Consider the following 22,203-nt stretch of genomic DNA (forward strand, 5'->3'; position numbering starts at 1 on the left):
CGACGCCCTTGCCCCATTGTACGGCCAAGGCACCGGGACGCGTCTTCGACAGCAATGTTCATACAGGACAGGCCATGACCGATTCCACCAAGCGCCCGAGCGGCGCCTCGCTCAGCTACAAGGATGCCGGCGTCGATATCGATGCCGGCAACGCCCTGGTCGATCGCATCAAGGGCGTCGCCCGTCGCACGACTCGCCCCGAGGTCATGGGCAGTCTGGGGGGCTTCGGCGCCCTGTGCCAGCTTCCTAGCGGCTACCGTGAGCCGGTGCTGGTTTCCGGCACCGACGGCGTGGGTACCAAGCTTCGCCTGGCCATGGATCTCGGGCGCCACGACACCATCGGCATCGACCTGGTGGCCATGTGCGTCAATGATCTGGTGGTCGCCGGCGCCGAGCCCCTGCTGTTTCTCGACTACTATGCCACGGGCAAGCTGGATGTCGACATCGCCGCGGACGTGGTGACCGGCATCGGCCATGGCTGCGAACAGGCCGGCTGTGCCCTGGTCGGTGGTGAAACCGCCGAAATGCCCGGCATGTACGAAGGTAACGACTACGATCTGGCCGGCTTCTGCGTCGGCGTGGTCGAGAAAGACGAGATTCTCGATGGTCAGCGGGCCGGCGAAGGCGATGTCCTGCTGGGCATGGCCTCGTCCGGGCCGCACTCCAACGGCTACTCGCTGATCCGCAAGATTCTCGAGATCAGCGAAGCGCCTCTGGACACCGCCATCGACGGCCGCCCCTTGGGTGATGCCCTGATGGCGCCGACCCGCATCTACGTCAAGCCGCTGCTGTCCCTGCTCAAGGAGACCGACATCCCGGTTCATGCGCTTTCGCACATTACCGGTGGCGGTCTGCTCGAGAACCTGCCAAGGGTCCTGCCCGAAGGTACCGCCGCCCGCATCGACGTGGCCAGCTGGAAACGCCCGGCGGTCTTCGACTGGCTACAGGCCCAGGGCAACGTCGACGAACACGAGATGCATCGCGTGCTCAACTGCGGCATCGGCATGGTGCTGGTGGTACCGGCGGATCGGGCCGACCAGGCGCGAGCCCACCTCCAGGCCCAGGGCGAGACGGTATACCGCATCGGCGACATCATCACACGTGGCGAGAATGATGACGCGGTCCGACTGGAGAATCTGAACGAATGAGCGAGACCGACTACCCTAGCGACACCCTGCAGGACTTCACGCCCGAACCCGCCGCACCACGGCGGGTCGTGGTGCTGATTTCCGGCAACGGCAGCAACCTCCAGGCGCTGATCGAGGCCCAGGAACACGACCGTCTCGGCGGCGAGATCGCCGCGGTGGTGTCCAACCAGCCCGACGCTTACGGCCTCAAGCGCGCCCGCGATGCCGGCATCGATGCCGTGGCGCTGCCCCACCGTGAGTACGAGAGCCGCGAAGCCTTCGATGGCGCGCTGATCAAGGTCATCGAACGCCACGAGCCCGACCTCGTGATCCTGGCCGGTTTCATGCGCATCCTCACCCCACGCTTCGTCCAGCGCTTCCTGGGCCGGATGCTCAACATCCATCCCTCGCTGTTGCCGGCCTATCAGGGTCTGCACACCCATGCCCGGGCACTCGCCGACGGCGTGACCGAGCACGGCTGCAGCGTGCACTTCGTCACCGAAGAACTGGATGGCGGCCCGGTGGCACTCCAGGCCGTGGTCAAGGTCGACGGCACGGACTCCGAAGACAGCCTGAAGGACAGGGTGCAGGCCCGCGAACACCTGATCCTGCCCATTGCCGTGAACTGGTTTCTCGAAGGGCGTCTCAAGCTGACGGGCGACACCGTCACCATGGACGGCACCCCGCTGCCGGCCACCGGCATGCGTCTCTCCCACGACGACGCCGCTGAAGAGCTGGACGAGGACGCCTGACTCCCCACCTCAGCCCCTGCCGATCACGGCAGGGGCTGGAGCCATCAGAACCATCATTGCCTAGAAAGCCAGACTGGCGCCCACCTCGAAATGCGCGGCGACTTCGTCCCATGTTTCGGCACCGGCTCCCAGGTGCAGCATGCCATTCTCACCGAGCTGCATGCGCCAACCGGCATCGACGCGCAGATAGTGATCGCTATCCCGCTCCATGTCATCGGCACGCCATGCATTGCCCGGCAGGCTGGCCAGGCGCACCTCGGCGGCTTTCGGATCGTCCCCCAAATGCTCACCCAGGGCTGCCTCAGCATATAGGCCATATCCGTCCATCAATCCTCGATCGGCCATGAACCCTAGCTCGATGCGCCGGTCCTCCAAGTCCTGGGAGGACACGATCAAGGCATTGGCGGCCGATCCCGCCTCGCGATAACCATCGATGTCAGCCTCGACATGGCGATAAGCCATGAAAGGCGCGGTGTACCAGAGCGAGTCACTGTCCGTGAGGCGATAATCGACTCTCACCTCCGCACCGAAACCATCACCATCCGGATCACCCGATAGCGTGCGCGAGGACTGCCCCAACCGCACATGACGGTCGAGATCCAGCGCGAAATCGCCATAACTGGCCACCGCCTGCACACCGACAGGCCCCAGGTGCTGCCGTGCGAACAAGCTGAAGACCTGGCCTTCAACATCGAGGTCGCTGCCATTATCGAGATCGAACTCGCCATAGCGTTGGCTGACTGCCACACCGCCATAACCATGACCGAACGGCAGCATCACCCCCACGCCGGCGCCCCGCTGGGTGCCGTCGAAGGACTCCCGACTATCGGAGCGCCTGCCGTGCTCACTGCCCTCGGTAGCAGAACCCGTGGCAAAGACCCGTACGCCCTCGACTTGGGCCCCTGGACGTAACTCATTGCTCAGGCCGTGCTGGGTGGCGTCCAGCGCACCAACCGCCAGCCTCGGTGCCAGACCGAGCACCCCGGGCGCAGCCAGCATCGCATAGGCGTAATCACCCAGGATATGTTGCCCCGCTGTCGTCGGGTGCACACCGTCATTGAACAGCAGCTTATCAGGGTCTTCCAGGGCACTGCCCTGCCCGTAAGGCGTGATATTGCAGGTACCGTCGAAGCACACCCGATGTAGCGCTACATCGTCGGCAAAGCCGAACTCGCCCGGCGACGCCAGAATCTCGGCCATCAGGCCATCGGTATTCAAGCGAATGATGTCGACGCTGCCGTCCAGCGCGGCCAGGCGCTGCCCCAAGGCATCATTGAATATCTTGACCAGCGCCGAGGTCCCTGCCGCCTGGGCCGGGCCAGCCGCCTGACCAGCGGGTGTCTTCCCGACATCCGGTAGATTGGCGACCATGATGGTGCTCGCCCCCGCCTCTGCCAGGGCGTTCACCGCGTCGGCCAGGGTATGAGCAGCGCCAACGGCACCCTCAGGCCCCGTCACCAGGCCATTCAGGAAGTCATTGCCCCCGCCATTGACGTAATAGAGCGCCTCCGAGTCGGCCATGCCGCCAGAGGCAACCAGGTAGCCATCCTTGCTCCGGTCAAACGGTGTACCCGCCTGCACGACCGACCCTCCCTCCTGGGTGATCGAGGCCAATATCTGGTCGGTGGTATATCCTCCCACCGCATAATTGGTTCCATCCGGCAGGCCGGCCTGATCCCGGACGATGGACGTCGAGGGCACCCCCGATAGGCCCAGCTCCTTTGCCAGCAACTGTGTCGCAACCTGCCCATAGGGCGTGGTGTCGTGGTCCGGGCCTAGCCGGTTGGTAAAGCGTAGCGTGTTCAGTCCGCCCAACTCGCTGTCCGGAAATTGCCCCGCATCGCTCAGGCTGTCGCCGAACACATAGATACTGGAGTAGGCCAGAACCGGAGCCGAGACCATGAGCCCGGCCACCCCCATTCCGGCACAGAGGATGGTGGCCGTCAGGCGGCGAAGCGCGAAGTATTGAGTTATTTCAGCCGTGGTGGCAGAAGAAAGTCCCTTGATCATTATCGTGTCCTTATTGTCTTCTTGCCCTGTTATCCTGGAAATCGGTGCGATCCAGCGACACCGATACCTGAAAAGATAGGCAACAAAACGTACGATTCAATCAAGTGTTTGCAACATTTCTGACCAGGAACTCATTGCAACCTCCGGGGAAACCCAGATAACAGACACACGAATGAACGTTGGACGCCCTGTGGTCACGCAGAATCCTGGTGGAAAAGTGCCGCCCGGAGAACGTCGCCCGGAGAACATCGCCGCCAAGGAGATAGGAGTGACGTACGACGAATACAATGACGTTTGCCGTTCCCTGCCGGCGACCACCTACGTCATGCAATGGGGCAGTTCCCATGTCTGGAAGGTTGGAGGCAAGGTATTCGCCATCGGCGGCTGGGAGAAGCTCGATACGCCGGCATTCACCTTCAAGGTGTCGGAGCTCGACTTCGAGGTGCTGCGCGATCAGCCAGGATTCAGACCCGCTCCCTACCTAGCCTCACGCGGCCTGAAATGGATACAGCTATACGACGGCTGCCAATGCCCCAGCGACGAGTTGAGCCACTATCTCGGCAAATCGCATCATCTAGTGACGATGGGGTTGAGCAAGAAGCGCCGACGGGAGCTCGGCCTCGAATAACCGCATCGCGAGCCTGCCACGACAAAGGCCGAAGGGACTGACAAGCAACCTGGCAGCTCGCCCTCCGCTTCGGCACAGGCTCGTTCAGGTCCGCGGCAGGGTCACCCCTCGCTGCCCCATGTACTTGCCCCCGCGATCCTTGTAGGAGGTAGCACAGACCTCGTCGGATTCCAGGAACAGCATCTGGGCCACGCCTTCGTTGGCGTAGATCTTGGCCGGCAGGTTGGTAGTGTTGGAGAACTCCAGGGTCACATGCCCTTCCCACTCCGGCTCGAGCGGCGTCACGTTGACGATGATGCCGCAACGCGCATAGGTGGACTTGCCGAGACAGATCGTCAGCACACTGCGGGGAATACGGAAGTATTCGACGGTCCGCGCCAGGGCAAAGGAGTTGGGGGGGATGACGCAAACATCGCCCTTGATGTCGACGAAGCTCTTCTCATCGAATCCCTTGGGGTCCACCACAGCCGAGTGGATGTTGGTGAACACCTTGAATTCATCGGAACAGCGGACATCGTAACCATAGCTGGACGTCCCGTAGGAGATCACCCGACGGTCGTTCACATAACGTACCTGCTCGGCCTCGAAGGGCTCGATCATGCCCTCGCGCTCGGCCATGCGACGGATCCAGTTGTCGGATTTGATGCTCATGAAGAGGTCGTCCTGATGGGTCGAAACAAGCCCGCCATGATAGCGGGCAAGACGCGTGCCGTCACGGCTCGCCGGCAGCTCATTCGCTGAACGAGATATCCGGCCCCTCGTCCACCGGCCCACCCAGCTGTTCGGCTACCTGGCGCGCCATGTCGCGGAAGGTGGCGGTCACTTCGCCATCGGGCTCGGCCACCACGGTCGGTTTACCGCCATCGGCCTGTTCGCGAATGGCCAGGGTCAGCGGCAGGCGACCGAGCAAGTGGGTGTCGTATTCCGCGGCGATGCGCTCGCCACCGCCCTCGCCGAAAATCGGCTCGCTGTGACCGCAATTCGAGCAGACATGCAGGCTCATGTTCTCCACCACGCCGAAGGTGGGCACATTGACCTTGCGGAACATCTCGATGCCCTTGCGGGCGTCCAGCAGCGCGATGTCCTGGGGTGTGGTGACGATCACGGCCCCGTCCACCGGCACCTTCTGCGCCAGCGTCAACTGGATGTCCCCCGTGCCCGGCGGCATGTCGATGAACAACACGTCCAGATCATCCCACACCGTCTGGGTCAGCAACTGCTGGAAGGCGCCGGCCACCATCGGACCGCGCCATACCGTCGGTTCACGAACATCAATCATGAACGCCATCGACATCGCCTGCAGGCCGTGGGCCTCGAGGGGCTTGAGGCGATTCTCGCCGGCCGATGCCGGTCTCGTGCCCTCGGCGACACCCAGCATGCGAGCCTGGCTGGGTCCATGAATATCGGCATCGAGAATACCGACGCGATACCCTTCGGCGGCCATGGCCAGGGCCAGGTTAGCGGTGACGGTGGATTTGCCGACGCCTCCCTTGCCAGATGCCACGGCGACGATATGCTTGACCCCTTCGATCACGACTCGCTCCTTTTACGTTTGGGGCCGACCGGATGGTCGGATGACGCCAGTATACCCGCCCCTTCACCGCGTGATGCAACGTCCGGGATGTCCATGAACGACAAAGGGCACGCCGCGGCGTGCCCTTCTTCGTCAATGACCTTCTCAGCGATATGACAGGCTTCAGGCTTCCTGAGCCTTCTCGTCCTGCTTTGCCTGCTTTTCCTGCTTTTCCTGCTTCGCGTCGGAAGACGAAGCGTCCTCGGCCGATTCGGAGGATGACGCTTTTTCCTCGCCATCCTGCGACTGGGCCTTGTCATCCTTGATCGACTCGGAGGACGACGAAGACTCGCCATCGGCCTCACCGGTGGAGGTCACCTTGGCATCCAAGTCCGCCAGGGCGTCGCGCCAACCAGCCAGATCGCTCTTCAGCTGCGCCAGTTGCTGGCTGCGGGCATCGACCCTGGAGTCGAGTCCGGCCAGTTCCTTGCGGCCTTCCTGAAGCTTGGTCTCCAGCACTTCCAGCTTGCTGCTGGCCTCGTCACGCTGGGCCTCTAGCTGCTGATGTTCCTCGCGCAGCGGCTCCAGGGAAGACTTGAGCTCGTCGCGCTGCTTCTCGAGCTTGTCGGTCTCTTCCGCCAGCGTCTCGCGTTGCTGTTCGGCCTGCTTGCGGGCCTTCACGGCCTCGTCGCGGTCCGCCTCGGCCTCGTCACGAGCCTGGGAGACCTTCTCCGTCTGCTGGCGGACGTCTTCCAGGGAGGACTGACGCTTCTCGAGCTTCTGTTCGGCCTCGGCCACCTGGGTCTGCAAGGGTTCGAGGGCCACATTGACTTCCTCGAGCTCGGCCTTGGCCTGCTCGACTTCAGTGGTGACGCTCTCCAGCTCCGCCTCGGCGGCCTGGCGCTGCTGCTCGAGCTCGTCGGCGCGCGCCCGAAGTGCCTCAACCTCGGATTGTGCCGCTTCGTGCTCGGCCACCCGGGCCTGGAGCGACTCGTTCTCGGTCTGCACCGTGTCCAGTCGGGTTTGCAGGGAACGGCGCGCCTCGTTGCTGGAACTGGCGCTGGATTGGGCGAACAGCGCCCAGATCACGGCCACCACGGCCACGATGGCCAGTACCCTGACTCGATTGTCCTGAAAGAGCTGTCGCATGGAAGTGTCTGACATCGGCTTTCTCCCCCGAGATGGGTCGATGTGTATGGCTTTGGCCCTGTCCTGGGCCATGCACGATGGATCGCTTCAGCATACACCCTGAGGCGTTGCCTGGCGTCCCCCTGCCGATACCCGGGCACAATCGTTCACATGCAAATCCCGAGCGAACGTTCAACACCCCGGCCCGGCGATTGACGCGAATCGCGTCTAACAGCGTATCATGCCGAAAGATTCTCGACCGGCTTGCCCATGTCTGCTCCTCCGGCTCCAGCTTCCAGACCTCGCCTCCCGCTTCTCATCAGCCGGGTGGCACACTTCGCCTGGCGAGTCCTGGCCACCTTCCTGCGCAATCGCGGCATCCTGCTGGCCGGCGGCGTCGGTTATAATATCCTGCTGTCGATCGTGCCGTTGTTCGCCCTGCTGGTCGTCCTGCTGGCCGGCGTGGTGGACGAACAGCAGCTGATGGGCGTTCTGTCGATCCAGGTGCGGCATCTCACCCCCGCCTATGCCGAGGTGGTGCTCGATGCCGTGCGCTCGCTGCTCGATTCGCGTGACGCCATCGGCATCCTCGGCATCCCGGTGCTGCTGGTCTTCAGTTCCTTCGCCTTTCGCATGCTCGAGGATGCCCTGGCCATCATCTTCCATGCCCCGGACACGCATGCCAACCGCTCGGTCTGGGTCTCGGTGCTGATGCCTTACGCCTTCATGCTGGTGCTCGGTGCCGGGCTGTTGAGCCTGACCCTCATGGTCAGCCTGGCCAACACCGTCAATGCGGTCTGGATGGCCCTGCTCGGCCGCGAACTGCCGCTTTCAGGCCTCTCCGGCTCGATGCTCAACCTGACCAGTTTCGTCGGTGTCTTCCTGCTGTTCAGCGCCATCTACAAGGTCATGCCGGTGGTGCGCATCGCCCTGCACCGCGCCCTGGTCGGCGGCTTCGTCGCTGCCCTGCTCTGGGAGGGCGCGCGCCTGCTGCTGATCTTCTATTTCACCAACCTTTCTTTCGTCAACGCCGTCTACGGTTCCCTGGCAACGCTGATCGTGATCCTGCTGATCCTCGAGGTCGGAGCCATCATCCTGCTGCTCGGCGCCCAGGTCATCGCCGAGCTGGAACGCAACACCCGTCTCGGCCTGCCCTGGCACGTCGACTCCCGCCACCAGGCGGTCACCCACGTGGACTGACCGCCGGCGCCGGCCTTCAGAAGGTGGAAAGCCCGCTGGCCTCCATCAGTCGATACCGCCACCAGGCCATGGGGCCCACGTCATCGGCCTCGGTGTATTCGCGACTGGTGGTGCGCGTCGGCGTCGAGTGCCACTGTCGCTCGACATAGTCGATGGCGTCGGCCAGGGCCGGCTGCGTCGCCGGCCCCGTCACGCCTACGCTGGTCTCCAGATTGAGATCGTCCAGGTTCCGGCGCGTGTAGTTGGCCGATCCCAGTATCATCGAGACATCGTGGCCCACCGCCGGTCGATGGAGCAGCAACTTGGTGTGGCACTGCTCGCCCCGGGTAACGCACCAGCGCACTTCGACATCGGCCGCTTCCAGCTCCTCGGCCACCGGACGATTGGGAATGCCGTCCTTCTCGATGCCGAAGGCCTCGCGATTGGCATCGAGCAGCACGCGCACCGTCACGCCACGCCGGCGCGCCTCGATCAGCGCGTCGATCACGGGCCGGTGCGACAGATAGAAGACCGCGACATCCAGCCGGTCGCCGGACACCGCGTCGCGTATCACCTGCAGCAAGGCATCGCGAATCGCCCCTTCGGTCAGCACCCGCAAGGTCGCGCCCTCGGGCTCGCTGGACGGTTCGGGCGGCGGTGGGCCAGGCAGCGTCACGCCGGCCCAGGCCGCGACCGGGCGCTCCGAGGCCAGTAGATCGAGCGCCGCCGGCCCCTCGAAGCGCAGCGCCAGGTTATCGTGCAGACTGCTCGCATCATGAGGGTTGGCGGAAGTCACCAGCCCCGCCCAGCCATCGCCCTGATCCACGACCAGCGTCTTGCGGTGGTTGGCACGGAAATTGAGCAGCGCCAGATAGCTGCGCAGGGTCACGCGCCCATAGCCCATCGCGTTGGGCAGCCAGCCGCCTTCGGGATCATTGCCCAACCGGTCGATCCCCAGGTGCCAGAGGCCGGACCACAGCGGGTTGGACGCACGCAGCCGGTCCAGATCGGTCATCACGACCTTGATACCCGCCTCGCGCAGCCGCTCGAGATGCTCCAGCGCCAGGCCGCCGTACACCGTGTTCAGCGGATCGGTAATCACCACCGCCTCGAGACCGGAATAGCGGGAGCGCTGCTCGATCAGCGCATCGGTGAGGCGAGACGAGAGCGGCACGAAATCGGCGTCTTCCACCGCATCGCCCGCGAAGTCGTTGAACAGAAACATGTCCATCACGATCAGGCGGCGAGCCTGGCCGATCATCGCCAGCGCTTCGTCGAAGATCGCCTGGGCGAGATGCCGCTGCCCCGAGTCGTCATACCAGGTCTCGTCGACGAGCAGACGCGCCTCGACGGCGCGCCGCTCGGGATGCGCCTGCCCGACTCCCTCGGGCAACGGCTTGTATCGCTGCCAGGCGGCCATGGCACCCCATAGCACCAGCACAATGGCCAAGGCTCCCCACAGCCACATGATCCTGCCGCTTCCCCGGCGGCTACTTGCGAGTCTCGGCATGCCGGCGCTCCCTGCTACTGATGGCCAGTCCTCTGGCCCCATACCGAGCAGCATACCGGCTTGCCGCCCAGCGTGCAGGTTCCGGCGTCCGCCAGGTCAGGACAGGGCGAAGAAGGCGCCAATCGCCGCGATCACGCCACCGACAACGCGCAGCGAGCGGTTCTGCCGAGCCTGCAGCCAGCCGCCGGCCAGACGCGCGCCCAGGGTGATGCCCAGAGTCGCCAGGCTGAAGCCCGCCAGATAGGTGACCAGCAAGGCGCCATGCGGCATCTCGGTGCCATGGGCATGGCCGTGGAAGAGCATGAAGCCTACCACCAGAAGGCCGCCGACCAGGCTCGGCAACTTCGCCAGGGTCGCGACCAGAACGCCCGCCAGCAGGACCGACAGCGCAATGGCACTCTCCACGCCCGGCAGGCCAATACCGGCGACGGCCAGTCCCGCCCCGATGATCATGCCACCCACCGCGAGCAGCGGCACCGCCATGCGCAGTCGGCGCGACTGGCCGAGGCTCCACAGGCCGATGGCGGCCATCGCCAGCAGATGGTCAAGGCCGAACAGTGGATGCGCCAGACCGGCCATGAAGCCGCCCTGTTCGGTCCCGTGGCCGGGGTGCGCCATGGCCATGCCGGACACCAGCAGCAGGATCGGGGCCGCGAGCCAGAAACGGAAATAAGGTACAGAAGGCATGGTGATCTCCTTGTCGTGATCGAGGTTCATCGGTTGCAGTTCAGGAACGCTTGTCGAGCCGGTCGGGCAACATGCCGCGCTCGACGAGAAAATCGACGATGGTGTCCAGGCCCACGCCATCGTGCAGGTTGGTGAACACGAAGGGCCGCTCGCCACGCATCATGGCGGCATCGCGCTCCATCACGTCGAGCGAGGCGTGCACCTGTTCGGCAATGTCGATCTTGTTGATGATCAACAGATCCGACTTGGTGATGCCCGGTCCGCCCTTGCGCGGAATCTTGTCGCCGGCCGACACGTCGATCACGTAGAGCGTCAGATCGGAGAGCTCCGGGCTGAAAGTCGCCGACAGGTTGTCGCCGCCGGATTCGACCAGCACCAGCTCGAGCCCCGGATGGCGGGCCTGGAGGTCGTCGATGGCGGCTAGGTTCATCGAGGCATCCTCGCGGATCGCGGTATGCGGACAGCCGCCGGTCTCGACCCCGAGAATCCGCTCGGCGGGCAGCGCCTGGTGATGCGTCAGGAAGTCGGCATCCTCGCGGGTGTAGATATCGTTGGTCACCACAGCGAGGTCGTAGTGATCGCGCAATGCCAGGCAGAGCTGCTTGAGCAGTGCCGTCTTGCCGGACCCCACCGGCCCACCAACACCTACACGAAGGCAATGTTTCATATTCTCGCTCCTTACATGAATTCCACTTCGAGAAGAGAAAGAAGTCGGAAGCAGGAAGTAGGAAGACGAGCTGACCGCAAGATTTGGAGCGACAGGAGACGCCTTCTCTCTCGAAGACTTGGCACCGTTCTTCACTCTTCTAACGGCGTTAGCCGCGCTTCCCTCTTCCCGCTAACTCCTGAATAACCGCGAATACTGGGTCTCGTGCAGGGCGCTGGCGAGCGCCAGGCCGGGCAATGCCGGCCCGAGCTCATCGTCAGACAACCTCGATGCCGCCTCGACCGCCCGGGCCAGGGCGGGCCGCATGCGCTCAATGATGCGCTGGGCCGCCGTCTGCCCCAGCGGCAAGGCCTTGCAGGCCACCGCCAGCTGGTTCTCGAGCCAGGCCCAGGCAAAGCCCAACAGCGCCTCCCGCTCGGCAATCCCGCGTCGCCAGGCCGCCAGGCCGAACATCACCACATAGCCCGGTGTCTCGGGGATCCGTGGCGCTGTCGGCAGGAGCTCCAGGTTGCCCAGCAGCCGCACCAGCGCCGCGCCCAGGCGGTGTTCTTCCTCGAGCAGCTCCCGGGTCTCGCGATTGGCCTGCAGCCAGTCGTTCCAGTACACCAACGCCGCCGCGTCGTCGCCCTCCCAGGCCCGCATGACACGCACCAGCACCGGCAGGTCGCAGTGCGTCAGTCCATCGTCGAGCACGCCCTGCATCCAGGCCTCGAGACTTTCCTCATCATTCACCCAGCCGAGCTCGAAGGCGCTCTCCAACCCCTGCGACCAGGCAAAGGCACCGATCGGCAACGCCGGGCTGACCAGTTGCAGCAGCCCCGCCAGGGCCAGCGGATCGCGATGGTCGGCTTCAATGGACATGATCGTGACCGTGATGATGACCGGCTGCGACATAGGCGCCAGGCTCGGGATCAAACGGCGCTTCATGGCACTCGAGCCGTGCGCCGAGCCGTTCGGCCAGCTCTTCCAGTACATGATCCGGCGGAAAGCGCACGAAGCCGCCGCGCTCGTTCTCGCCCAGCGCCAGCTGCACATGGCGGTTACCCAGGTGATAGGCGAGCCTGGCCAGCGGCAGGCCGGTATCGATCCATCCCGTGACCACCGACTCGTCGGCCGCACGGACCATCACGACCTCCCCGCTCTCGGCACGCAGGCCATCGCCATCGCGCAGCACCGCGCCGCGATCCAGGAACAACCCCAGCTCACGGCCACCATCGCTGGTCGCCTTGAGACGCCCTCGGGTACGCGACTCGAACGGCAAGGTCAGGGTGTCACTCGCCCGCGCCGCTTCGATGGGCCCCAGGCGTTCGGTCAGTTTCAACATCAATTCACCCTCAGTTTCGGGCCTCGAGCTTTGAGCTCGTAGCTCGTAGCTCGTAGCTCAGAACAAGTGATAACGCTGGGCCAGCGGCAGTTCGGTGGCCGGCTCGCAGGTCAGCAGTTCGCCGTCGGCCCGCACCTCATAGGTCTGGGGATCGACCTGTAACTCGGGGCAAGCCTCATTGAGCTTCATGTCGGACTTGCGCACGCCGCGTACGTCGCGACAGGCGGCGAGCTCGCTGGCCAGGCCCAGCCGTTCCTTGATGCCGGCGTCCAGGGCTGCCTGACTGACGAAGGTTCGCCGGGTCTGGCTGGCCGCCCGGCCCAGGGCGCCGAACATCGGCCGGTAATGCACCGGCTGGGGGGTGGGAATCGAGCCGTTGGGATCGCCCATGGGCGCCAGGGCGATCATGCCGCCCTTGAGGACCAGCGCCGGCTTGACGCCGAAGAAGGCCGGGTCCCACAGCACCAGGTCGGCCAGCTTGCCGACCTCCACCGAGCCCACCTCGTGCGCGATGCCATGCGTCAATGCCGGATTGATGGTGGTCTTGGCGATATAGCGACGCGCCCGCAGATTGTCGGCGCCACGTTCGACGTCTTCCGGCAACAGGCCACGCTGCACCTTCATCTTGTGCGCGGTCTGCCAGGTCCGGCAGATCACCTCGCCGACCCGCCCCATGGCCTGGGCATCGGAGGCGATCATCGAAATCACGCCCATATCGTGAAGGATGTCCTCGGCGGCGATGGTCTCGCGGCGGATCCTCGAGTCGGCGAAGGCCACGTCCTCGGGAATGTTGGGATCGAGGTGGTGGCACACCATCAGCATGTCCAGGTGCTCGTCGATGGTATTGACCGTATAGGGACGCGTGGGGTTGGTGGAGGACGGCAGCACGTAGGGTTTGGAACAGGCAGTGAGGATATCCGGCGCATGGCCGCCGCCCGCCCCTTCGGTATGGTAGGTGTGGATGCAGCGTTCCTTGAAGGCGGCGAGCGTGTCCTCCACGAAACCCGACTCGTTCAAGGTATCGGTGTGGATCGCCACCTGGACGTCGTAGCGCTCGGCCACCGCCAGGCAGTTGTCGATGGAGGCCGGCGTGGTGCCCCAGTCCTCGTGCAGCTTGAGCCCCATGGCGCCGGCCTTGAGCTGAGCCTCCAGGGCCTCCGGCAGGCTGGCATTGCCCTTGCCGAGCAGGCCGATGTTCATGGGCAGGTCATCCACGGCCTGGAGCATCTTGCCGATGTGCCAGGCGCCCGGCGTGCAGGTGGTGGCGTTGGACCCCGTGGCCGGCCCCGTGCCGCCACCCAGCATGGTGGTGACACCACTGGCCAGCGCCTCCTCCACCTGCTGTGGGCAGATGAAGTGAACATGGGAATCGATGTGGCCAGCGGTGAGGATCTTGCCCTCGCCGGCGATTACCTCGGTGCCGGGGCCGATGACGATCTCGACATCGGGCTGGGTATCGGGATTGCCGGCCTTGCCGATGGCGGCGATGCGACCATCCTGGAGCCCCACGTCCGCCTTGACGATCCCCCACCAGTCGAGGATCAGAGCGTTGGTGATCACGGTATCCATCACGGCGGCGTCGTGACGCTGGCTCTGGCCCATGCCATCGCGGATCACCTTGCCACCACCGAACTTGACCTCGTCGCCGTAATGGGTGGCGTCGCGCTCCACCTCGATCCACAGCTCGGTGTCACCCAGGCGTACCCGGTCGCCCACCGTGGGGCCGTACATGTCGGCATAGGCCTGCCGGCCGATCTTGTTGGGAGAGGTATTGGGTGAGCGGTTGGAAGATGTCATGACTGGCCTCCCTGGTCATCGGCGTCCAGCGCGCCCATCACTTCGCCGCGGAAACCGTAGATATGGCGGCGACCGGTAAACGGAATCAGCGTCACCTCGCGACTCTGGCCCGGCTCGAAGCGGATCGCCGTGCCGGCAGCCACGTCGAGGCGATAACCACGCGCCTTCTCTCGCTCGAAGACCAGCGCCGGATTGACCTCGGCAAAGTGATAATGGGAACCGACCTGAACCGGCCGATCGCCGGTATTGGCGACGTCGACGGTAACGCGCTCGCGCCCCTCGCAGAGCGCGATCTCGCCGTCCTGAAGCTGGTATTCACCGGGAATCATGGAACTCATCCTTTGCAGCCAGTTTTAGACGATGGGGTTATGTACGGTCACGAGCTTGGTCCCATCGGGGAAGGTCGCCTCCACCTGCACCTCATCGACCATCTCGGCCACCCCCTCCATGACATCGTCGCGACCCAGGATCTCGCGACCGTAGCCCATCAGTTCGGCCACCGTGCGTCCGTCGCGGGCGCCCTCCAGGATCTCGAAGCTGATCAACGCCACCGCCTCGGGATAGTTGAGCTTGAGCCCGCGCGCCCGACGGCGCTCGGCCAACTGCGCCGCCGAGAACAGCAGCAGCTTGTCCTTGTCGCGTGGGGTCAGTTCCATAGCGATCTCCTCAAGATGTAAAACCGGCGCTTCACGCCCGGGAAGCGCGGCTAACGCCGCTAGAAGCGTGAAGAACGGCGCCAAGCGCCTCCAAGCACCCTCTTCCTTCTTGCTTCTTCTTTCTTACGTCTTCCCTCTTCCGCTCAAGTCCTCCAGATCCGCGGCTCGTGGGCCTCACACCCCGCCAACCGGGGCCGCAGTATTTCCCAGGCACGCCGACACGACTCCCAGGCCTCATTGCGCGAATCCCCCAGGTAACGCAACAGCAGGACGTCATTGCGCAGCGTGACCGCCCAGCGCGGCGAGGCCGTCAACCCATCTCGCAAGGCCGTGATGGCGTCGTCCGCATCGTCGAGGCCTACCGTCCAGAGCGAGGCCTGAACCGTGGCGCCGCCCTGCCCCCAGTAACCACCAAAGCGAGGATGCTCGGGTTCCAGGGGCTGTCGCTCCAGCCATAACGGCCGCCCTGCCCGAGTCAGGTGAAAGCGCTGTTCCAGGCATCCGCTGGCAAAGGGCAAATCGCTAGCCGGACGCCCCAGTGCCAGTACCTCCCAGCCCAGGCAGCGGGCCTGGTCGCTGAGCTCTATGGTCGTCGTCTGCTGGCCCCGGGAACCGTCGAAGGCGATCGTCTCCTGGGGCAACCACTCGAGGATGGCGTCGTCTTCCACCCGCAGCCGGGTGTTCTGCTCCCAGGTCACGGCGTGGCTATCGGCCCGGTAGAGCTTGTTGGCAGCCGGGGTCGTCAACAGTGCTCGAGCGCCAGCCGCCACCTCGACATCGATATTCAGCGAGTCGCCACTGACCACCCCACCGGGCGGATGCAACAGGTAGACATGGCAAGCTTCCGAGCCACCTTCCGGATAGAAGGGCCTCTGGACGCGCAATGGCCCTTGGTGACGCGCCCGCGCCAAGCGGGTATGGCCATCCGCACGAGCATCGAACCCCAGTTCCAGCGAGGCGGCCCAACGGCGATGACCATCGAAACGGTGACCGGACTCGTCAGGCGAAGGAATGGCGCGTGGAATAGCCGTCATTGACGAGAATCCTGTGTATCCGGTGGCGATCATTGCCTCATACCCAGCAAGTCGCGTACCAATTTGGTGAAGACACAAAAAAACCATTTTTAATCATATGGTTATATTGTACACAAACAGGTATCCAGATAACTGCATGCACCACAGCGACCGGTAAAAAGGCAGCCTTTCGCACCACTACAGTGCGCATCGACACCATCTGCACCGGCACAGAGCAAAACGCCCGCCGCGATCGAAACCGTGACGGGCGCTCGTAGCGCGTGACTGGAAGCCTAGACGGTCAAATGCTCCTTGATCAGCGCATCGGAGAGCTCGCCGATTTCTCCCCCGGCCACCGACCGACCACGGTCCAGGATGGCGAAACGATCGGCGTACCGGCGCGCAAAAGGCAGTTTCTGTTCCACCAGCAGCACGGTCAGGCCGTCCTCGGCGATCAGCCGGCGGATCACCTCGCCGATCTGGGTGACGATATTGGGCTGGATGCCCTCTCCCGGCTCGTCGAGAATCAGCAGACGCGGCTCCAGCACCAGGGCGCGCCCGATGGCCAGTTGCTGCTGCTGGCCGCCGGAGAGATCGCCACCGCGGCGATGGCGCATCTCGGCCAGCACTGGGAAGAGTTCATGAATGCGCTCGGGAATCGACTTGCGGCCGTCGCCACGCGCGGCCAGGCCGGTACGCAGATTTTCCTCGACTGTGAGCAGCGGAAAGATCTGTCGGCCTTGAGGCACATAGCCGATGCCCAGTCGCGAGCGCTCCTCCACGCGCTTGCGGGTCAATTCCACGTCATCGGCATAGCGGATACTGCCGGAGGCCGTGGCCACCTCGCCCATGACCGCCTTCATCAGCGTGGTCTTGCCGACCCCATTGCGCCCCATCACGCAGGTGCACTGCCCTGCCGGCACCTCGAGGTCGAGATCCCAGAGAGTATGGCTCTCGCCGTAGAACTGGTTGAGCGTGTCGATGCTCAGCATCAGGCGACCTCCCCCTCGACTCCCAGGTACACCTCGACCACCTTCGGATCGCTGGCAACCCGCTCCATGCTGCCCTCGGCCAGCACGCTGCCCTGGTGCAGCACCGTCACGGTGCGTGCGATGGAACGCACGAAGCCCATGTCATGCTCGACGACCACCACCGACTGCTTGCCCTTGCCGGCCAGGCCGGTGAGCAGCTCGGCGGTGCGTTCCATCTCCTGCTCGGTCATGCCGGCCACCGGCTCGTCCACCAGCAGCAGGCGCGGCCGCTGCATCAGCAACATGCCGATCTCCAGCCACTGCTTCTGGCCGTGGGACAGGATGCCCGCTGGCGCCTGACGCAGCTCGATGAGACCAATGGTCGCCAGCACCTCCTCGATGCGCTCGCAAACCTCGCCGGTCAAACGCGCGGTCAGCGTGGGCAGGATGCGCTTGTCGGCGGCCATGGCCAGTTCCAGGTTCTCGAACACCGTCAACGCCTCGAACACCGTGGGTTTCTGGAACTTGCGACCGATACCGAGACTGGCGATCTCCGGCTCGTTCATGGTCAGCAGGTCGTGACGGCTGCCGAACCACGCCGAGCCGGCATCGGGTCGGGTCTTGCCGGTGATGATGTCCATCATGGTGGTCTTGCCGGCCCCGTTGGGACCGATGATGCAGCGCAGCTCACCGTCGTCGATGGTCAGGTTGAGGGCATCGATGGCCTTGAAGCCATCGAAGCTGACACTGACGTCTTCCAGATAGAGGATGGGCCCGTGGCGCACGTCCACCGGCGACGCCGCCGGCGCCAGGAAGTCGAAGACGCGTTCGCGATCGGCCAGGGATTGCAGGAAATTCATGTGGCAGCCTCCCCTGCGGTCGGTTGGGATGTCCCGGCGCGACGCCAGGGACGCAAGCGCAGCAAACCGGCGATGCCCTTGGGCAGGAAGACAGTGACCAGCACGAACATGCCGCCCAGGGCGAACAGCCAGGCATCGGGCATCACCCCGGTGAATACCGTCTTGGCATAGTTGACCAGCAGCGCGCCGATCACCGCCCCGTAGAGGGTCGCGCGGCCGCCCAGCGCCACCCACAGCACTACCTCGATGGAGAAGATCGGCGAGAACTCGCTGGGGTTGATGATGCCCACCTGGGGCACGTAAAGGGCGCCGGCCAGCCCGGCGAGCATCGCCGAGACCACGAAGACGAACAGTTGGAAACGCTCGACCCGATAGCCCAGAAAGCGAGTGCGCGCCTCGGCGTCGCGGCAGGCCACGCTGACCCGGCCCAGCTTGCTGGCGACGATCGCCCGGCACAGCACATAGCCCAGTGCCAGGGCGATGCCGGTGGCGAGGAACAGTCCCAGCCGGGTGGCGTCGCTTCTCAGGTCGAAGCCCAGTAGCTCGCGGAAATCGGTGAGGCCGTTGTTGCCGCCGAAGCCCATCTCGTTGCGGAAGAAGGCCAGCATCAGGGCGAAGGTCATGGCCTGGGTGATGATCGACAGATACACCCCGGTGACCCGCGAGCGAAATGCCAGAAAACCGAACACCAGCGCCAAAAGGCCCGGCGCCAGCAGCACCATCAGAAAGGCGAACCAGGCCATGTCGAAGCCCAGCCAGTACCAGGGCAGGCTGTCCCAGTCCAGGAACACCATGAAGTCCGGCAGCACCGGGTCACCGTAGGTGCCCCGATCGCCGATCTGGCGCATCAGGTACATGCCCATGGCATAGCCGCCCAGGGCGAAGAAGGCACCGTGGCCGAGGCTGAGAATGCCCAGATAACCCCACACCAGATCGACGGCCACCGCCAGCAGTGCATAGCTCAGATACTTGCCGAGCAGCGTCACCGTATAGGTGGAGACATGCAGCGGATGGCCCGCCGGCACAGCCAGGTTGAGTAGCGTCACCAACGCCAGGGCGGCCAGCAGGATGCCCAGGAACAGCCGGGTGGCGCGCTCACGAAACGGTCTTGTCAACCACATGGTGAATCAGCCCTCCGCTGCCCGGCCCTTCTGCGGAAAGAGTCCGCGGGGGCGCTTCTGGATGAACAGGATGATGAACACGAGCACCACGATCTTGGCCAGCACCGCACCGGCCCAGGGCTCGAGCACCTGGTTGATGACGCCCAGCGACAGGCCGGCCACCAGAGTGCCCCAGAGATTCCCCACACCGCCGAACACCACCACCATGAAGGAGTCGATGATGTAGTTCTGGCCAAGGTTGGGGCCAACGTTGGTGAGCTGCGAGAGCGCCACCCCGGCCAGACCCGCCACCCCGGCGCCCAGGGCGAAGGTCAGGATATCCACACGAGTGGCACGGATGCCCATGGCGCGTGCCATGCCGCGGTTCTGGGTCACCGCCCGCACTTCCAGGCCCAGGCGGGTACGTCGCATCACCAGCATCAGAGCGGCGAACACCACCAGGGCGAAGCCCAGCACGTAGAGGCGATTGAGGGTCAGCGAGAGGCCCTCGTTGAGCATCAGCGAGCCGCTCATCCACTCCGGCGTGACCACGCTACGGTTCTGCGGCGAGATCACCGTGCGCACCAGTTGTTGCAGGATCAGGCTGACACCAAAGGTGGCCAGCAGGGTCTCCAGCGGTCGTCCCTTGAGGAACTGGATGACACCCCGCTCGATGACCACTCCCGCCAGTGCCGCCACCAGAAAGCCAGCGGGGATCGACAGCAACAGCGCCAGGCCGGGCTGGCCGGGCAGCAGTTGCTGCATGGCCCAGGTGGTGTAGGCACCGAGCATGATCAGCTCGCCATGGGCCATATTGATGCCCCCCATGACGCCGAAGGTGATCGCCAGGCCGATGGCCGCCAGCACCAGCACCGAGCCCAGCGAGAGGCCGAAGTAGAGGGTCTCCAGGCCGCGGTTGAGCGTCATCTTCTGCTCGATATCGGCCAGGGCCGAGGTCGCGGCGGCGGCGAGTTCCGGATCCTCGCTGCGGCTGGCGGCATTCAGCGCCGAGCGTACCTGGGCATTGAGACTGCCACTCAGGGCGTCCACCGCCGCAGCCTCGCCCTCCTCCAGGCGATGGATGGCCAGGGCTTGCTCGAGCAGGCGACGCACCTCGGCGTCCTCTTCACCGTCGATGACCGCCCGGATCGGCTCGACCAGACCGGCATCGACATCGCCGAGCAGCGCCCTGGCCGCCTCGCGACGCTCGCGGACCTCGTCGGCATGCAGGTCGAGCACCGCCAGCGCGCCCTGCAACTGGCCGCGCAGGGCATTGTTGATACCGATGCGGTCGAGCTCGCGGCGCGACATCTCGCCGGCATCCTCGAAGCTCAGCGCATCGACCACCGGCCAATTGCGGCCGCGATTCTCGACGACCACGACAAAGCGGCCAGTGTCCTTGTGGCGCTGCAGCTTGCCGCCGAGCAGCGCCTCGAGCCAACGACGGCTGCGCGCGTCGCCGCTTTCGATGATGGCCTCGATCGCCTCGCCCTTCTCGGCGTAGGAGGCGGTCGCGAGGGGATCCAGCAGGGCCTGGCCGGGATCGTCCTGCGCCTGTGCGGCCAGCGGTAGGCCGCACAGCAGGCACAGGCACAGCAGGCCTGACAGGAAGCGTGGGAGCATCCTCATGGGCGTGTCCTGTATTCGACATCTTGCGGAAAGCTGGGCTTAGCCGTCGACAGGCCTTCGTGAGGGCGCTGTGACCCCATCCCTGGGCGCTACATCTGCCATCCATGGCAGATGACCCTCACTACGCCCTGTCCCCGGCGCCCAGCATCGGGCATCAAGATCGGGGTGTTATTCGGACGCCTCTTCCTCGGCCTGGCTACCACCACAGCTGCCGCGCACCACGTTGTAGTTGCCGCATTCCATGGGCTTGCGCCAGTCGCTGATCAGGTCCCTGGAGCCTTCCAGATAGTCGGACCAGGCGTCGCCGGCCACGGTGGAAGGCGTCTCCCAGACGATGGAGAACTGACCGTTGTCCTGGATCTCGCCGATCAGCACCGGCTTGGTGATGTGGTGGTTGGGCATCATTGCTGCATAGCCGCCCGAGAGATTGGGCACCGAGACACCGATGATGGCGTCCTTGACCGCGTCCACGTCGGTGGTGCCAGCCTTGCGCACCGCCTCGGTCCACATGTTGAAGCCAATGTAGTGCGCTTCCATGGGGTCGTTGGTCACCGCCATCTCGTCGCCGGTGTGCGCTATCCAGGCGTCGATGAAGTCGTAGTTGGTATCGGTATCGACGCTCATGAAATAGTTCCAGGCGGCCAGGTGGCCAACCAGCGGACCGGTGTCGATACCGGTGAGCTCCTGCTCGCCCACCGAGAAGGCGACGACCGGGATGTCGGCGGCATCGATGCCCTGGTTGCCAAGCTCGCGGTAGAAAGGCACGTTGGCATCGCCGTTGATGGTGGAGACCACCGCCGTCTTCCTGCCCTCGCTGCCGAAGGCCTTGATCTCGGAGACGATGTTCTGCCAGTCCGAGTGTCCGAAGGGCGTGTAGTTGACCATGATGTCCTCGTCGACCACGCCAAATTCGTTCTTCAGGAAGGCCTCGAGGATCTTGTTGGTGGTACGCGGATAGACGTAGTCGGTACCAGCCAGCACCCAGCGCTCGACGCCAACCTGATCATGCAGGTAGTTGACCGCGGGAATCGCCTGCTGGTTGGGCGCCGCGCCCGTATAGAAGACGTTCTCGGAGGACTCCTCGCCCTCGTACTGCACCGGATAGAAGAGCAGGCCGTTGAGCTCTTCGACCACCGGCAGCACCGACTTGCGCGACACCGACGTCCAGTTGCCGAAGATGACATCGACCTCCTCCTGCGCGAGCAGCTCGCGGGCCTTCTCGGCAAACAGCGGCCAGTCGGAGGCGGGATCGACCACCACCGCTTCCAGTTCACGGCCCAGCAGGCCACCCTCGGCGTTCTGCTGCTCGACCAGCATCTCCACGGTGTCCTTGAGCACCGTTTCGCTGATCGCCATGGTGCCGGACAGCGAATGCAGGATGCCCACCTTGATGGGATCTTCCTGCGCCAGGGCGGGTGTGACGACGGCCAGGCTCAATAATGGAGCAGCCAGCCAGTGAGCACGCATGGCGGGACGACGTGAGGTCATGGTGATCTCCTTGCGATCCGGATCGTTGTTATCGGAAGTCAGTGATCGACAGCCAGTGATCGACAGTCAGGGCATGCACCGGGTGCACTCCCTGCCCACAATCCTTGCAAGGGTCACGCCAGAATCACCTTTCATTTGATTATTGCTTTGATGTCAGGCAAGTA

General features: G+C 64.5%; 22 protein-coding genes. 4 read left to right on the forward strand and 18 right to left on the reverse strand.

Annotated elements, in window-relative coordinates; translation table 11 throughout:
- Positions 1-74: 74 nt before the first annotated feature.
- Together purM and purN are read left to right on the forward strand one after the other, a co-directional pair.
- Positions 75-1,148 carry a phosphoribosylformylglycinamidine cyclo-ligase gene (purM, locus tag FZZ93_RS00360; RefSeq protein WP_149320347.1) on the forward strand — a complete coding sequence of 358 codons (1,074 nt, stop codon included), beginning with the start codon at positions 75-77 and terminating at the stop codon, positions 1,146-1,148.
- Positions 1,145-1,879 (forward strand): phosphoribosylglycinamide formyltransferase, encoded by a 735-nt coding sequence (purN, locus tag FZZ93_RS00365; RefSeq protein WP_149320348.1) that lies wholly within the window; start codon positions 1,145-1,147, stop codon positions 1,877-1,879. The genes purM and purN overlap by 4 nt, the downstream gene beginning before the upstream one ends.
- Positions 1,880-1,939: 60 nt before the next feature.
- On the opposite strand, the gene FZZ93_RS00370 is transcribed toward purN, so the two are convergent.
- Positions 1,940-3,889, reverse strand: a complete 1,950-nt coding sequence (locus FZZ93_RS00370; RefSeq protein ID WP_149320349.1) for an autotransporter outer membrane beta-barrel domain-containing protein — start codon at positions 3,887-3,889, stop codon at positions 1,940-1,942.
- 268 nt (positions 3,890-4,157) lie between these two features.
- Here FZZ93_RS00370 and FZZ93_RS00375 point away from each other — a divergent pair, with 268 nt between their 5' ends.
- Entirely contained in the window at positions 4,158-4,517 is a 360-nt protein-coding gene (locus FZZ93_RS00375; RefSeq protein WP_149320350.1) for an MmcQ/YjbR family DNA-binding protein, read from the forward strand.
- 84 nt (positions 4,518-4,601) lie between these two features.
- Here FZZ93_RS00375 and dcd read toward each other — a convergent pair whose 3' ends face one another.
- The 3 genes from dcd to FZZ93_RS00390 form a co-directional block, all read right to left on the reverse strand.
- Complete coding sequence (dcd, locus tag FZZ93_RS00380) at positions 4,602-5,168, reverse strand: dCTP deaminase (RefSeq protein ID WP_149320351.1); 567 nt, start codon at positions 5,166-5,168, stop codon at positions 4,602-4,604.
- Positions 5,169-5,247: 79 nt separating this feature from the next.
- Positions 5,248-6,048 carry an iron-sulfur cluster carrier protein ApbC gene (gene apbC / locus FZZ93_RS00385; protein ID WP_187774442.1) on the reverse strand — a complete coding sequence of 267 codons (801 nt, stop codon included), beginning with the start codon at positions 6,046-6,048 and terminating at the stop codon, positions 5,248-5,250.
- Positions 6,049-6,213: 165 nt separating this feature from the next.
- Positions 6,214-7,194 (reverse strand): coiled-coil domain-containing protein, encoded by a 981-nt coding sequence (locus FZZ93_RS00390; protein WP_149320353.1) that lies wholly within the window; start codon positions 7,192-7,194, stop codon positions 6,214-6,216.
- 234 nt (positions 7,195-7,428) lie between these two features.
- Between FZZ93_RS00390 and FZZ93_RS00395 the strand changes: the two genes are divergently transcribed.
- Entirely contained in the window at positions 7,429-8,358 is a 930-nt protein-coding gene (locus tag FZZ93_RS00395; RefSeq protein WP_149320354.1) for a YihY/virulence factor BrkB family protein, read from the forward strand.
- A 16-nt stretch (positions 8,359-8,374) separates the two neighbouring features.
- Here the strand turns inward: FZZ93_RS00395 and FZZ93_RS00400 are convergent, their stop codons facing one another.
- From FZZ93_RS00400 to urtA, 14 genes are all read right to left on the reverse strand, one after another.
- Positions 8,375-9,847 (reverse strand): phospholipase D-like domain-containing protein, encoded by a 1,473-nt coding sequence (locus FZZ93_RS00400; RefSeq protein WP_149320355.1) that lies wholly within the window; start codon positions 9,845-9,847, stop codon positions 8,375-8,377.
- Between the two features lie 96 nt (positions 9,848-9,943).
- Positions 9,944-10,534: a HupE/UreJ family protein gene (locus tag FZZ93_RS00405; protein ID WP_149320356.1), complete on the reverse strand. Its 591-nt coding sequence runs from the start codon at positions 10,532-10,534 to the stop codon at positions 9,944-9,946.
- A gap of 40 nt (positions 10,535-10,574) precedes the next feature.
- Positions 10,575-11,201 carry an urease accessory protein UreG gene (ureG, locus tag FZZ93_RS00410; protein ID WP_149320357.1) on the reverse strand — a complete coding sequence of 209 codons (627 nt, stop codon included), beginning with the start codon at positions 11,199-11,201 and terminating at the stop codon, positions 10,575-10,577.
- Positions 11,202-11,372: 171 nt separating this feature from the next.
- A complete protein-coding gene (locus tag FZZ93_RS00415) occupies positions 11,373-12,062 on the reverse strand; it encodes an urease accessory protein UreF (protein ID WP_149320358.1) in 690 nt (229 codons plus the stop codon).
- Complete coding sequence (gene ureE, locus FZZ93_RS00420; protein WP_149320359.1) at positions 12,052-12,525, reverse strand: urease accessory protein UreE; 474 nt, start codon at positions 12,523-12,525, stop codon at positions 12,052-12,054. Before ureE ends, FZZ93_RS00415 begins: the two co-directional genes overlap by 11 nt.
- Positions 12,526-12,582: 57 nt before the next feature.
- Positions 12,583-14,322, reverse strand: coding sequence for an urease subunit alpha (gene ureC / locus FZZ93_RS00425; protein ID WP_149320360.1), 1,740 nt, complete (start codon positions 14,320-14,322; stop codon positions 12,583-12,585).
- On the reverse strand, positions 14,319-14,651 hold the full coding sequence (locus FZZ93_RS00430; RefSeq protein ID WP_149320361.1) for an urease subunit beta: 333 nt from the start codon (positions 14,649-14,651) through the stop codon (positions 14,319-14,321). Before FZZ93_RS00430 ends, ureC begins: the two co-directional genes overlap by 4 nt.
- Before the next feature lie 24 nt (positions 14,652-14,675).
- On the reverse strand, positions 14,676-14,978 hold the full coding sequence (locus FZZ93_RS00435) for an urease subunit gamma (RefSeq protein WP_013332033.1): 303 nt from the start codon (positions 14,976-14,978) through the stop codon (positions 14,676-14,678).
- 143 nt (positions 14,979-15,121) lie between these two features.
- On the reverse strand, positions 15,122-16,012 hold the full coding sequence (locus FZZ93_RS00440; RefSeq protein WP_149320362.1) for an urease accessory protein UreD: 891 nt from the start codon (positions 16,010-16,012) through the stop codon (positions 15,122-15,124).
- Positions 16,013-16,284: 272 nt separating this feature from the next.
- On the reverse strand, positions 16,285-16,983 hold the full coding sequence (gene urtE, locus FZZ93_RS00445; protein ID WP_149320363.1) for an urea ABC transporter ATP-binding subunit UrtE: 699 nt from the start codon (positions 16,981-16,983) through the stop codon (positions 16,285-16,287).
- Positions 16,983-17,822: an urea ABC transporter ATP-binding protein UrtD gene (gene urtD / locus FZZ93_RS00450; protein WP_149320364.1), complete on the reverse strand. Its 840-nt coding sequence runs from the start codon at positions 17,820-17,822 to the stop codon at positions 16,983-16,985. Before urtD ends, urtE begins: the two co-directional genes overlap by 1 nt.
- Positions 17,819-18,943 carry an urea ABC transporter permease subunit UrtC gene (gene urtC, locus FZZ93_RS00455; protein ID WP_149320365.1) on the reverse strand — a complete coding sequence of 375 codons (1,125 nt, stop codon included), beginning with the start codon at positions 18,941-18,943 and terminating at the stop codon, positions 17,819-17,821. The genes urtD and urtC overlap by 4 nt, the downstream gene beginning before the upstream one ends.
- A gap of 6 nt (positions 18,944-18,949) precedes the next feature.
- Positions 18,950-20,551, reverse strand: coding sequence for an urea ABC transporter permease subunit UrtB (gene urtB, locus FZZ93_RS00460; RefSeq protein ID WP_149320366.1), 1,602 nt, complete (start codon positions 20,549-20,551; stop codon positions 18,950-18,952).
- Between the two features lie 168 nt (positions 20,552-20,719).
- Positions 20,720-22,018 (reverse strand): urea ABC transporter substrate-binding protein, encoded by a 1,299-nt coding sequence (gene urtA / locus FZZ93_RS00465; protein WP_407650230.1) that lies wholly within the window; start codon positions 22,016-22,018, stop codon positions 20,720-20,722.
- Positions 22,019-22,203 lie beyond the last annotated feature (185 nt).

It is taken from the genome of Halomonas eurihalina, assembly GCF_008274785.1.
GTDB lineage: Bacteria > Pseudomonadota > Gammaproteobacteria > Pseudomonadales > Halomonadaceae > Halomonas > Halomonas eurihalina.